This window comes from Shewanella piezotolerans WP3, assembly GCF_000014885.1.
Taxonomy (GTDB): domain Bacteria; phylum Pseudomonadota; class Gammaproteobacteria; order Enterobacterales; family Shewanellaceae; genus Shewanella; species Shewanella piezotolerans.
In genome coordinates this window covers 2763918-2777127 of record NC_011566.1, presented here as the reverse complement: position 1 = coordinate 2777127, position 13210 = coordinate 2763918, and the positions used below count along the sequence as shown (strand labels likewise).

Here is a 13210-nt window from a genome sequence, read left to right as displayed (position 1 = left end):
GGTAACTCCGTTTTATTAGTTATATTTTATTGTCGATCACTAAAAGCAAACCGACTTTGATGTAAATCAGGTTAATGGGTTTCAAAGCGCAATAGGGGTCACATTTGTGGTGGTGGGTTACAAATGTTATCGATAGTAGTTTCAATATTATTATTGATTGCAAACCATGCTTGCCCAAGGGCAATGCCGGCGTCATTTATAGGTACAAACTTTGGCTGCATGATTTTGTTTGCTTGGGCTGTGAGTTGTCTTTCGCATCGCTCTAAGAGGTAACGGTTTTGAAATACCCCCCCAGTTAACACTATAGGAGTAGATTTAAAGCCTAAGGCAATATCACATACCATGTTAGCAATACAATCCATAAAGGCTCGAGCGATAAAATTGACCCTGTCTGTTGTTAGTGGCATTTTGTGAATTTCGGTAAGGATCTGCTCAATAAGTTCTATCGGTTGCCATTGATTGCGTTCGGTTAAGTGCAGTTTAAAGTCGCACTGAATTTCAATATTATTGGCTTTTAAATCTTCTTTTGCTTTCCCGTGATAATTATTCATATCATCACTAGGTATAACGCTGTTAGCAGCCGTTTCGAGGAGTATCCCTGCTTGTCCTTCATACTGGATAATATCAACGAGGTTAAGCAATACAGCAACAACATCAAATAGCCTACCGATAGAACTGGTCTGGCTGTTAGGTGATGTTTTATGCCAGACCTTACAAAGATTGCTCAAATGAGTGCGACTTAGATTGTCGATGGCAGGCAATTTCATTGCTGCAATCTCTTCTGGTGAATACTTTTCAAGTAAGATTGAAATAAGTAACCTTACAGGCTGTTTAATCGCTTGCTCTCCACCAATGAGTTTAAAGGGGGTTAGGTGAGCGATACGCTCGAACTTATAGGCATCAGCAAGCAAAACTTCGCCCCCCCAAAGGGTATGGTCTTCACCTAAACCTGTACCATCAAATGTGAAAGCGAGCACTTGTTCGGTGGTTTTATTTTCGGCCAGTACACTTAGCACATGAGCGTAGTGGTGCTGAACCTCAGTTTTAAAGGCTTCCTCTTCATCAGCAGCCCATTGGCTAGTAAAGTAGTTCGGGTGCCTGTCATGCACTAATAGCTTTGCTTCGAAGTGGTATAGCCGTGAGAAAGTACTCAGCGTGTCGTGAAAATAGCGTTCAGCTTCGACGGATACCAGATCGCCTATGTGAGGGCTTAAAAATAGATTATGGCCGAAAGCAAAACATAGCGTGTTTTTCTGTTGGGCGCCTAACCCAAGTGTTGGTTTTTCGATATGCTGTGGGCTATAGATAGAAAGCGGCGCATATCCACGGGCTAGCCTTAAGATCTGCAGCCTGTTATTTATCACTTGAACGACGCTGTCATCACAGCCATTTAGGATAGGGCGATTATGATCTAAAATATGGTCAACAATATGGCCCAGTTTGCTCACTATATCTTCACTAGCTGTAATGATCGGCTCACCAGAAAGGTTGGCACTGGTCATGACTAAAGGCCGTGCGACTCGCTCCATTAACATTTGATGTAAGGGAGTATAAGGCAAAAATACTCCAAGCCTATCGATATCTGGGGCAATAATGCTGCTTATCTCTAGCTCAGGTTTTTGCCGTTTTTGCATAACGGTAATGGGTCGTTCATTACTGTTTAGTGTTTGCCACTCAGTATCATTACCTGTTACGAGTTTCTTCGCAACTTGACTGTTTTCAACCATGATAGCCAAAGGCTTTGCAGGTCGATTCTTACGCTGGCGTAATGCTTTCACACTGTCGTGGTTAGTAGCATCGCAAACTAAATGAAAGCCACCAAGCCCTTTTATTGCGAGTATTTTACCCGATTTTATTGCTTCGATTGCCTGTACTAATGGATCCGATTCACTGCTCGTTATGCTCAAATTTAGATTGCGAAAGCTCAATTGAGGACCACAGTTTGGGCAACTAACTGGTTGTGCATGGTAACGTCTATTTAGTGGGTCTTGATACTCCTTTTCGCAGGTTGTACACATGACAAAAGTCGCCATGCTGGTGTTGACTCTGTCGTAAGGTAAGTTGTTTATGATGGTGTATCTAGGACCACAATTTGTACAGTTGGTGAACGGGTATCTAAAATAGCGAGACTTTGGGTTGCTTATATCAGCGAAGCAATCAGCACAGGTACATTTATCTGCAGATACAGCGACTATCGCATCGGCATTATTTTGGCTATGGATGATACAAAACTGTTCTTGAGCTTTTTCTACTGGGATCTGTTTAGTCTCGAAACTGTCGATGCGAGCCAAAGGAGGGGGAGAAGTTAGCAGTAACTTGAACTGCTCAATGGTGTACTCACTAGCTTGAGCCTCTATGGTTACCCCTTCACTGTTGTTAAGCACACTGCCACTAAGTGCAAGGTCATGTGCTAAACGATAAACAAACGGCCTAAAACCGACACCTTGAACGATGCCGGTAATCTTGATCTCTACTCGGGTTAGTGCCATTGTCATTAATGTCTTCGCTGTTTTAAAAACAGAGAGCCAACAGCAATGTTTAACCCTTCTAAGTCCATTTGAGGGTTTGGATTTAGCTCAAAGTTTTTACCTAAACGTAAGGCTATTCTTTTGCCTAAAAGCTCATTATCAAAACTACTGCCAGCGAGAACGACAGATTTTATAGAGATGTTTTGATCTAAATGTTCAATCCAATTGCAGATAAAGTCGGCCAGTGAATCGTGCATAGCAAACGCGAGTTTTTCAATATTGCCTTCTTCTGCAAGTCTAAAACTTATGATACTTCCCAGTGTTTTGCACCAGTTTAGACTTCTATGCGCTTCTCCACGAGTAAGGGGGAAGTCGATACGTGGCGCATTGCTGCCTTTGTGCCGCATCGCATTGGCTATCACAAAGTCATTAAGTTGTATTTTGTCTAGGCGAAGGTTTTTCTCTTTTGTGGCTGCGCCCAACAAAATAGCTGCAATAGCCCATAGTGATTGGATATTATTGGTTGGGCCAACAAGTTTTAACTCTAGCAACGCTAAATAGTCGTCGGGGTAGAGTGTTTTATATTTTTCAAATAGATTTTTTTGTGGCGATGAATCTATCTGGTGTACGATTTCATATCCATTATTTGGTAAGTTTGGAAACTCAAAGAATAGTTCAATTTTTTGCTTGGCGTCCATAGTCACTATACGACTTTTGTTGCTGTTACTTAAATAAAGGACTGCACAGTTTTTTGCTTTTTTAGTGGCAAGATTGGCAGAGTGCAAAGCACAAGTCGCAGCATCATCTTGAGCTGAATGCTCGGTAACCCCTTGGTCTTTAGCATCAACATGAGTATTACCACACACTTCGATATGATCCTTTACCCAATGGACCTCATATTGGCCAAGGTGTACATCATCATGTAGTGGCACCAAATTTGATCGATAAGTTAAGGTCGAATTTCCAACCCCTGTTTCTTGAAGTGGCACCCACTGAGAGCTGACCATTGCAAATTGAGGGTTGTCGGTATGCTCGATATAGATCCAATCAATACCACGTTGACGAAGTAGTTCACATGCAACCATCAGCAATCGAGAATTTGCAAAACAAAGAGAGTAGAGTGGATCCGAAAGTCTCGGGTGGCTATCGATAGGACGACAACAGATCAGAGGCTTTTCGATACTCGATAGTGCGTGCACTTGCTGCTCTGTCACGATAAAGTGTGCATTAAGTTTGTTTGGGTTACAGATCACCAGCTTTTGTCTTACGTTGCTATTCTCTGCAATATTGGGTTGATAGCTTAACTTTATGCCCCGCTTGTTATCAATTGAAGGCAGTTCAACAAAGCCTTGGTTTTCAAGTTTTTCTAACAGTTCCCTAATTTCATCAAGGCTGGTTGTTTGATGTTGTTTAGCAATGCGTTTATCTGCTTGGCAGCAAGGACAAATATAGTCAAGACGGCCAAAGTGCTTGGCTTGATTGTCACCAAAGTAGGGCTGACATTGCTGGCAGTATTCTTGAGTTAATGGTGAGTGCTGCAATAATTTAACATCACCTTTGGGAGTGTCTATCAGGATAATATTGGGTTTGATTAACCAAGATGAAATTAAAAAATCTTCCGCGATAGCATCTGCTAGCCGTTCTAATTCGGGTTGTTCCCCTTTGGCTTCTATAAAGTAGTTGCTTCCTGTCTGGCCAATGGTAACGTCATACTGCTCGTTTAAAAGGTATTGATTGCAAAGGTGACCATAGAAGGGCACTTCGCGCTGACAGTCAAATTCAAATCTAATATTCTTCATCTGAGATTAAGCCACGTTTGTAAGAGTCGGGAATGAGCGCATTGATATCGATATTGGCATGCCGAGAGTGTGAGAAACCCAGTGTTTCAAAGTGGTTGAGCAAGGTTTTTTCCATTAAAGGCACAGCGGCTTGAATTTGCGGCGTAAGGCCGAGAGTCATAGGCTCAAGCACGGTAGGTGTTACGCCGAGCACAAAAGTTTTTGGTCTGTCACCCACCATTTCCATCATGATTAACGTTTGCAGCATCTCAACTTCGTGAGCACTACCTTGCCAGTCAATTTCAGGGGGGGCGTTATCAAAATCAAAAAAGTAGACCTCACCAGGTTCAACTCCATTTGCATTAACGGTATCTACAACGAGTAAGTAATCGTACTTACATAAAGTGGGAATAAGCCCTTGCGCAAGGGTGCCACCATCCATCATATCGAGCTGATATTCAGGATGCTGGAAACGGAAATTTTCTTGGATGTAATTGACGAAATGTACGCCGATACCTTCATCGGCGTACAGGACATTGCCAATACCAAGTAGCAATATCTTCATGTTTTCCTTTTATTTCTTCTTATGATAATCGTATCCTGAGACGATAGAGTCCACAGAGTTATGCTTAAATCGGATCCCCGACCACACTGCCATGTACACATGGATCACAACAAAAATAATGAATACCCATGTGAAATAGTGGTGCCAAATTCTGACCGGCGCTAACCCACCCATCATCATAGTGACCCAATTAGCCATACCGCCGAGCATGCCGCCTAATCCCTGATGATATACATTGGCATATAACACGAGACCAGTAACGCAGATAAGAAAGGCGACAACCGAAATTGCAAAGTAAGTCACAAATTGCAAAGGCCCGTAGACTCCAGCTTTGTCTAAATGTCCCATCCATAAATAGGACTTCAGTTGTGTCAGCCAACTTTTAGGACTTAGTACATCTTTAAATGAACGTCTTTCGATGTCACTTTTTCCGAAGAAAAACAGATAAGCTCTTACCAACGTGATGGAAACCAAAAGGAAACCAAATATTTGGTGGGCTGCGCGGATATAGCCTTGCACCAAAACATCTGAGCTTTCTGGTGCGACCAAAAATGGCCAAGAGATATAAAATCCCGTGATAACCAGGACCAAAATAGCTAATGCTCTTAGCCAATGAAAAATCCTGATCGCCGCACCAAAAACAAGCTCTCTTTGGTAGGGTGCAGATTGAGTTGCCATGCTAACCCCCTTAACTAGAATCCGTTGGGATCGATTTTAAATTCACCCAAATTAGTACCCTTGTAATCCATTACATGTACAGCACAAGCCATACAAGGATCGAAAGAGTGAATGATTCGAATGACCTCTAAAGGTTTTGTTGGATCTTCGAGTTTCAAACCAATGAGCGAAGCCTCATAAGGTCCCATGTTACCTTGGCCATCTACCGGTCCTGCGTTCCACGTAGTAGGTACAACAGCTTGGTAGTTCTCGACTTTGCCACCTTTGATGCGGATCCAATGACTTAGCATGCCCCGAGGAGCCTCAATCATTGCGTGGCCAACATACTCTTTATTACTATCAATTTCTGGCTTGGTGTAAGTGGACTCATCTGACTGCAAATTGGTTAGTAAGGCATCGAAGGTTTTTAAGCCTTCTTCAGCAACGATTACAGTCTGTAGCATACGAGCGGCAGTTCGTCCTAGGGTCGTAAATAGCGCTTCAATAGGAAGGCCGGTAGCTGCAAGTAGTCCATTGACGGCATCGACAACAACTTGATTACCACGAGCGTAGCTAACTAACAAACAGGCAAGTGGACCCACTTCAACGGGCTCGCCCTGATAACGGGGAGATTTAACCCAGCTATATTTACCGTCACCATCGACAGTAGGCAGTTTGCCGTAAACAGTGTCTCTTTCGACAAAGCCGGTATAGTCGGGAACCGTTGTACCATCATAAGGGTGTTGTGCGCCGTCTGCTTTATACCAAGCGTGGGTCACATCTTCTTTGATTAGCTCAGGATTCAAATCACTCACACCAGCTAAGTCGCCGTTCATGATCACGCCTTGGTTGAACATGAACTGCCCATCACCAAGTATAAAGTCATCTGTTGCTAGGAAGTTCTTAACGTTAACACCACCAAGCACACTAGGCTCAGAACCAAATGCTTCTGCTGCCATGACGACATCTGCTTTGTACGCGCGTATAATGAAATCATTAACGATGGCATGTTTTTGTTTCCACTCTTGCAGACGGGCAGGGCTTAACATGTCACGTACTGAAGTTACACCGCCAACTACGATTGACTGTGGATGAGGTGACTTACCGCCGAAGATAGCGAGCATCTCTGCAGCAATTCGCTGTACTTCTAGAGCTTTAAGGTAGTGTGATAAGGCGATCAAGTTTTGCTCTGGAGTAAATCGATAAGTGCTATTCCCCCAATAAGCATTAGCAAAAGGACCAAGCTTACCGGTTTCGACTAAACCTTTAACTCGCTCTTGTACAGCGCGTAAATCACCTTCGCCGGCACTAATTGGATTATCTGTATATTTAAGAGCGACTTGCGCTGCAAGTGCTGGGTCTGCACTTAGTGCTGACACCACATCTACCCAATCTAAGCCGTGCAAGTGATAGAAATGTACAATATGGTCATGCATATTGAGCGAGGTTTGCATCAAGCTTCTAAGATACTTAGCGTTGAGTGGGATTTTGACACCAAGTGCGTTCTCTACTGCTTCTGTACCACAGCGATAATGAGAGTATGTACAAACACCACAGATCCGCTGTACGATTAGGCCAACGTCCATTGGTGTGCGACCTTTTAGGATCACCTCAATCCCACGCCACAGAGTAGAAGAGGACCAGGCTTTTTGAATCACATTATTCTCGTCAACCTCTACCTCTACTCGTAGGTGTCCCTCGATACGAGTGATAGGATCGATAACTACACGTTTACTCATGATTATTCCTCTTCAGATTTGGCAAAGACACTAGCGACAGCATGGGCACCGATGCCGACGGCGGTGGCACCTAAAATGACAGCCCCGATCGTATCTGTGGTGGCGTCTAAGCCGTGTAGTAGTTGTCTACCTAGTGGCTTTTCAAAGTCAGCCATGTCATCCCAAAAATTAGGCTCAGAGCAGCCCATACAGCCATGTCCAGCTAATACGGGCCAACTAGTGTGATGGTTAAACCGCTCTGTAGGGCAGTTGTTGTAGGTATAAGGGCCTTTGCAACCCACTTTATATAAGCAGTAACCATCTTTTGCACCTTGGTCACCAAACTCTTCAACAAACTCACCAGCATCAAAACGACCCCGACGTTCGCAATTGTCATGTACGCGCGCCCCATACGCCCATTTAGGACGGTTAAACATATCCAATGCAGGTAGTTTGCCAAACATAATGAAATACATCAGTGTACCCACAATGTTCTTTTCGCTCGGTGGACAACCACCTAGGTTAATGACTGGTTTATTAACCACTTCATAAACCCCTTTAGCGCCTGTTGGGTTTGGTGCAGCTGCTTGAACACCGCCAAATGCCGCACAGGTACCGACAGAGATAATAGCAGCGGCGCCTTCAGCCGCTTCTTTTACGATATGAAGCCCTGTATGACCTTTACAACCAACGGTTAAGTAGGCGCCATTGTTTGCGGTAGGTACCGCGCCTTCAACGGCAAGTAGATAGTTACCTTTATAGGCCTCTAATGCGTGCTCTAAGTTCTCTTCAGCTTGCCATCCAGCTGCGGCCATTAATGTTTCATGATACTCAAGTGAGACATGGTCGAAAATAAGTGAATCTAGGTTTGGTGTATCCGTTCTGATCAGTGATTCTGAGCAACCGGTGCATTCTGCCATATGCAACCAAATAAGCGGGACGCGATTAGCAAGCTCTGCGGCTTCTGCAACTAATGTACTAAATGGTAGTGGTAGTGCTAGCATTGCGGTTACAGATGCACTCCATTTCATAAAGTCTCGACGACTAATGCCATTTTGTAGCATCTTGTCTTTCAGTGATTCGCTATGGCGAGGTTGCAATTGACGCAATTGCTCCATTCGCGCCACACCTTGCTGATATAGGGCTTCGTGTGTATCCATGGTTAAACCTTATTATTCTTGAAAGTAATTTGCTCAACCTCATCAGTCTAGGCCTCAAAAAGAGTGAAAATATTGATATGCGTCAAGGTTTAATGGGGTTTGAGAAGCTGACAAGTAGGCAGATTATGTAGGCTTGAGCTAGATCATTTATTTTTATTGGAAAAGGACAGAATGTCCCTGCAGGAAACTAACTGTGATGCGAGTCACGTATACGGCGTCTTTTGTAATTCGCTTGTTAATAAAGGGCTTTAGTGGATGCTAAATAAATGATCGGTTATGTAGTTGAGGTTTCTCGATAATAAGTGGCAACCAAAGCGCAAATAGGTTTATATCACTCAGTGTAAGAAGTCGATCTACTCAGCATGCTCTTTGCGAACTAATTCAGGTGGGTAAGCGATATAATAGTGATTCCCTTTTGAATTTCATCGTTGCCGAAGTAGGCAGCAAAAACCACTCCTTAAAGGCGATCTCTAGTGGTTCTTAGCCTGGGTTAATGTGCTTGGACGTAGACTTACTATGCCTTTCACTCATTAACTTTCCTCAAAATCGCTAAACTCTCGCTGAGCGTTCAACTCTTTATACTGATTGGTATTCTCGTGAGTATTAAGCTCTATTTAGCGAGGACGGTGTGAGCATTTTTAAAAAGAGAAGATAGAAGAGGCAAACTTTCGTCAGAGCAAAAAAAAGCCCCTGATAACAGAGGCTTTATTGTCTAGCTTATATCAAACAAGCGTTAGAAGTTTGCTGATTTTGGTGCTCTTGGGAATGGGATCACGTCACGGATGTTAGACACACCAGTTACATAAGAAACTAAACGCTCAAATCCTAGACCAAATCCAGCATGCGGCACAGTACCGTAACGACGCAGATCACGATACCACCAGTAATCTTCTTGGCTTAGCTCCATCTCAGCAAGACGAGCATCGAGAACGTCTAAACGTTCTTCACGCTGTGCGCCACCGATGATTTCACCAATGCCTGGTGCCAAAACATCCATGGCGGCAACAGTTTTACCATCGTCATTCAAACGCATGTAGAATGCTTTGATATCCTTTGGATAGTTCTTAACGACTACTGGCGCTTTGAAATGCTCTTCAGCAAGGTAACGTTCATGCTCAGAGTGAAGATCAATACCCCATTCAACATCGTATTCAAACTTCTTACCGCAAGCTTTAAGGATCTCGATAGCGTCAGTGTAATCAATCTGTGCAAAATCACTGCTTACAAACGCTTCTAAACGATCAATCGCGGTTTTCTCAACACGCTGGGCAAAAAACTCAAGATCATCACGACGCTCAGCCAATACTGCTTTAAAACAGTATTTAAGCATATCTTCAGCAAGTTTTGCTGCATCGTCCAAGTCAGCATAAGCTACTTCAGGCTCTACCATCCAAAATTCTGCAAGGTGTCGACTGGTGTTTGAATTTTCAGCACGGAACGTAGGACCGAATGTGTACACTTTAGAAAGTGCGCATGCATAGGTTTCAGCGTTTAACTGACCTGAAACCGTTAAGAAAGATTCTTTACCGAAAAAGTCTTCGCTGTAATCAACGGCGCCTTTGTCATCACGCGGCAGGTTTTCTAGATCCAGCGTTGAAACGCGGAACATCTCCCCAGCACCTTCAGTGTCTGATGCTGTGATGAGTGGAGTAGATACCCAGATGTAACCCTGTTCATTGTAAAAGCGATGAATAGCCTGTGATAAACAGTTACGTACACGGGCCACTGCACCAATGATATTTGTGCGTGGGCGAAGATGTGCCAATTCGCGTAAGTGCTCAATAGAATGACGCTTAGCAGCCATAGGGTATGTATCAGGGTCTTCTACCCAGCCTGCAACCTCAACGTTAGTTACTTGCATTTCGAAGGCTTGGCCTTTACCAGGTGACTCAACAACTTCACCGGTCATAATGACAGAACAACCCGCAGTAAGCTTTAACACTTCGTTGTCGTAATTCTCTAAATTATTCGGTACTACGCCCTGAATAGGGTCAAAGCATGAACCGTCATAAATAGCGAGGAATGATATCCCAGCTTTAGAATCGCGGCGGGATCTAACCCACCCACGTACTGTGATTTGCGAACCAATCGCAAAGTCACCTTTAAACACAGAAGCGACAGATGTAATGCTCATTGTTGCTTAGTTCTCCAACGAAACGTTTTAAATATAAAATTTGGTCGTTCATATTACCTTGATATAGGCTTTTCTCAAGTGGAAAGTAAGGTAAGTTGGTCTAGATCTTGGTATTGTTTTTAAAAACATGGCTAAAACTACGGATAGTATTGATGAAAAAGCTGAAAGTGTTCCAATATTTACTGACCACAATGTCGATTGTCGGTTGGTCGCTAGCAATTTATGCACTAATGTTATTTGATCAAGCAAGACCGGATACTGCTATTGGTTACCTTCAAAGCAAAGGTGCTGAGGTACGTCTTGAATGGGATCCTGTGCAAACGGTATTACTTGCGGATATAGTTTGGTGGTGTGCTTTAGTCAGTTTTATCAATTTGGGTTTCAATTATTATATTGCGACTCATAGCCGCCTTGGCTGGTGGGTCAATATACCTTTGTTATTTTTATGCTCTCTAGCCGCAGGTCTCTATATACGCTTCGTGGTTTAAAGCAGGCGCCTATCATTAACATTCAGCTAAAGGCCGTTATAGTTTATTGACTTATGGCCATTTAGATAAACTCATTTATATCTTCTTAGCAAAGCGGTTCATCTTGGCTAAGGAGTCTGCATAATTGATCTATCATCGCAGCTGTCGCTCCCCAGATGAAATATCGACCGTAGGGGATGAAATGCACTGGGTATTCAATGCCGCCCCGACTAAAATACTGAATATGGCGATTATTACTGTTAAGCAAGAATGAAAGCGGGATCGTAAAAAGTTCATCCACTTCACCGGGATCGATCACAGGAGTAAAGGGCTTAGAGATAATACTGACAACTGGGGTGATATCAAATCCGGTAAAGGTTTTATGATCATGCAACATACCAATCACTTCGACATGCTTGTTAGGTAAACCTATCTCTTCTTGAGCTTCTCTAAGTGCGGTATCTTCAAAGCTAAGATCAAACTTCTCAACTTTACCTCCGGGAAAACTAATTTGCCCTGGGTGCTGACGTAGATGGCTAGGTCTACGGGTAAGAATGAGTTCAAGCTGATCGTTATAACTGCTAAGCGCAACTAGCACCGCGGCTTTACGTAACGGTTGCTTTACTTCAAATGACAGCGTGGAAGGGAAATGATGGGCTTTGGGTAAAGAGTGGAGATTAAATCTGAGCCTAAAATCCACCAAATCCATGTAGTTAAGCCTCTTGATTCATATTTGATAGCACGGGTAAAATTTTACTCACTTTATCAAATGTTTCTTGATATTCACACTCGACTTTGGAGTCAGCGACAATCCCGCCACCAGCCCAGCAGTAGATAATATTATAATCTTTATCATTTTGTGCCACTAAGGTTCGTATTGTAATACTGGTGTCCATATTGCCATCTTGGCTAATATAACCAATAGAGCCACAGTAAAGGCTTCGGCGTGAGGGTTCAAGCTCTTCAATTATTTCCATCGCACGGATCTTAGGTGCGCCCGTAATCGAGCCTCCAGGAAAGCACGATCTTAACAGGTCGGTTGCATTAAGAGGTGGCTTCAACGTTGCGGTCACTGTGCTAACAAGGTGGTGAACTGCTGGAAAACTCTCAATATCAAAAAGTTTCGGAACTGCGACAGAACCAGCTGTTGCAACCTTACCTATGTCATTCCTAAGTAGATCTACAATCATCAGGTTTTCAGCCCGATCTTTTTCTGAACCAGCAAGTTCATTTGCTAATTGCTTATCGACGACAGGATCGTTATCTCTTGGCATTGTCCCTTTGATAGGCTTTGTTTGTACTTGAGCGCCCGTTAACGATATAAATCGTTCAGGCGATATTGATAGCACTACATGAGCCGGTAGCCTCATGAAGGCTGAGAATGGGGCTGCATTGCTTTGCCTTAATGTTTGGTAGGCTTGCCATTCATCGCCTTGATAGTAACTACTGAATCTTTGAGTGAGGTTTATTTGGTAACAGTCACCGCTTTGAAGGTATCGTTGGACCTGTGCGAATTTTTGATGATAAAAATTCGCATCAATTTGATTCTTCCAAGCGGAGGTTAATTTAAAGGGGTCACCAGCCAAAATAGGAATATTCGATGCGTGCTTTTTGTAAGTATCTTTGGCTTGTTGTTCAATTAAGCCATCGAGTTGTTTTTTTACCTTGGTTAATGCTTGTTGGCTTTGATAATGGACTAATGACCAGCATTTTTGCTGGTAATCAAACACCAGTGCCCAGTCATAAAAGCCAATATTCATTATGGGCAGTGTAATGTCGTCCGCGGCGCTGTTTGGCAATTTTTCAATATTACGCGCTAGATCATAACTAAAACTACCCATTGCACCGCCAGAAAAGGGCAAAGAACTCTCTTTTGAAACAGGGAATAACTCAGACAAGGTTTTGTTTAACAGTTCAAATGGCTCATCCAAATATTCTGCAGTGATAAACTGTTCATTTTCAGTGCCGCTTTGCAGCGAAAACAGTGCTTCTCGATTTGATGAACGTGTGATTTGGCTAGATGTTTCACCGCTAGTTAAAGTCGCGATTGGTGCGGCGCAGATCACGTCATACTTTGCGTCAACGTGATCAGCATTGGCAGAATCGAGCAGAATAGCCCAAGGAGAGTCGGAAAAAAGGCTGAAAATTGTTTCAGTGGTCAAATTCCAATCAAGACGCATCGAATAAACGGATTTAGGCGTCATATTGTTCATCTATTAACCCTATCTAAAATGTGATGTTTAACTCAAAGTCGCGAAAGAGT

At 43.2% G+C, this 13210-nt stretch carries 10 protein-coding genes; 1 reads left to right on the top strand and 9 read right to left on the bottom strand.

The genetic code is table 11. The features are described 5' to 3' along the window. Window positions 1-98: 98 nt before the first annotated feature. From hypF to asnS, 7 genes are all read right to left on the bottom strand, one after another. Window positions 99-2495: a carbamoyltransferase HypF gene (hypF, locus tag SWP_RS11910; protein ID WP_020912735.1), complete on the bottom strand. Its 2397-nt coding sequence runs from the start codon at window positions 2493-2495 to the stop codon at window positions 99-101. Then, a complete protein-coding gene (locus SWP_RS11905) occupies window positions 2495-4267 on the bottom strand; it encodes a Kae1-like domain-containing protein (RefSeq protein WP_020912734.1) in 1773 nt (590 codons plus the stop codon). Before SWP_RS11905 ends, hypF begins: the two co-directional genes overlap by 1 nt. Then, window positions 4254-4811 carry a HyaD/HybD family hydrogenase maturation endopeptidase gene (locus SWP_RS11900; protein WP_020912733.1) on the bottom strand — a complete coding sequence of 186 codons (558 nt, stop codon included), beginning with the start codon at window positions 4809-4811 and terminating at the stop codon, window positions 4254-4256. Before SWP_RS11900 ends, SWP_RS11905 begins: the two co-directional genes overlap by 14 nt. Before the next feature lie 9 nt (window positions 4812-4820). After that, the gene (gene cybH, locus SWP_RS11895) at window positions 4821-5489 is read right to left on the bottom strand and encodes a Ni/Fe-hydrogenase, b-type cytochrome subunit (protein WP_020912732.1); all 669 of its coding nucleotides are present in this window, start codon (window positions 5487-5489) and stop codon (window positions 4821-4823) included. A 14-nt stretch (window positions 5490-5503) separates the two neighbouring features. Further along, window positions 5504-7207 carry a nickel-dependent hydrogenase large subunit gene (gene hyaB, locus SWP_RS11890; RefSeq protein ID WP_020912731.1) on the bottom strand — a complete coding sequence of 568 codons (1704 nt, stop codon included), beginning with the start codon at window positions 7205-7207 and terminating at the stop codon, window positions 5504-5506. A gap of 2 nt (window positions 7208-7209) precedes the next feature. Next, window positions 7210-8346 (bottom strand): nickel-dependent hydrogenase small subunit, encoded by a 1137-nt coding sequence (gene hyaA / locus SWP_RS11885; protein ID WP_044555880.1) that lies wholly within the window; start codon window positions 8344-8346, stop codon window positions 7210-7212. Between the two features lie 733 nt (window positions 8347-9079). Beyond that, window positions 9080-10480, bottom strand: coding sequence for an asparagine--tRNA ligase (gene asnS, locus SWP_RS11880; protein WP_020912728.1), 1401 nt, complete (start codon window positions 10478-10480; stop codon window positions 9080-9082). Window positions 10481-10632: 152 nt separating this feature from the next. Between asnS and SWP_RS11875 the strand changes: the two genes are divergently transcribed. Beyond that, on the top strand, window positions 10633-10968 hold the full coding sequence (locus SWP_RS11875) for a hypothetical protein (protein WP_044555879.1): 336 nt from the start codon (window positions 10633-10635) through the stop codon (window positions 10966-10968). An 85-nt stretch (window positions 10969-11053) separates the two neighbouring features. Here SWP_RS11875 and SWP_RS11870 read toward each other — a convergent pair whose 3' ends face one another. Both SWP_RS11870 and pabB read right to left on the bottom strand, forming a co-directional pair. After that, window positions 11054-11656, bottom strand: coding sequence for a CoA pyrophosphatase (locus SWP_RS11870; protein ID WP_020912726.1), 603 nt, complete (start codon window positions 11654-11656; stop codon window positions 11054-11056). A gap of 4 nt (window positions 11657-11660) precedes the next feature. After that, a complete protein-coding gene (pabB, locus tag SWP_RS11865; protein ID WP_020912725.1) occupies window positions 11661-13160 on the bottom strand; it encodes an aminodeoxychorismate synthase component I in 1500 nt (499 codons plus the stop codon). Window positions 13161-13210: the final 50 nt, after the last annotated feature.

Coding starts and splice junctions, on each gene's coding strand:
- hypF (WP_020912735.1), bottom strand. CDS start 2,495: ATGACAATGGCACTAACCCGAGTAGAGATCAAGATTACCGGCATCGTT.
- SWP_RS11905 (WP_020912734.1), bottom strand. CDS start 4,267: ATGAAGAATATTAGATTTGAATTTGACTGTCAGCGCGAAGTGCCCTTC.
- SWP_RS11900 (WP_020912733.1), bottom strand. CDS start 4,811: ATGAAGATATTGCTACTTGGTATTGGCAATGTCCTGTACGCCGATGAA.
- cybH (WP_020912732.1), bottom strand. CDS start 5,489: ATGGCAACTCAATCTGCACCCTACCAAAGAGAGCTTGTTTTTGGTGCG.
- hyaB (WP_020912731.1), bottom strand. CDS start 7,207: ATGAGTAAACGTGTAGTTATCGATCCTATCACTCGTATCGAGGGACAC.
- hyaA (WP_044555880.1), bottom strand. CDS start 8,346: ATGGATACACACGAAGCCCTATATCAGCAAGGTGTGGCGCGAATGGAG.
- asnS (WP_020912728.1), bottom strand. CDS start 10,480: ATGAGCATTACATCTGTCGCTTCTGTGTTTAAAGGTGACTTTGCGATT.
- SWP_RS11875 (WP_044555879.1), top strand. CDS start 10,633: ATGAAAAAGCTGAAAGTGTTCCAATATTTACTGACCACAATGTCGATT.
- SWP_RS11870 (WP_020912726.1), bottom strand. CDS start 11,656: ATGGATTTGGTGGATTTTAGGCTCAGATTTAATCTCCACTCTTTACCC.
- pabB (WP_020912725.1), bottom strand. CDS start 13,160: ATGAACAATATGACGCCTAAATCCGTTTATTCGATGCGTCTTGATTGG.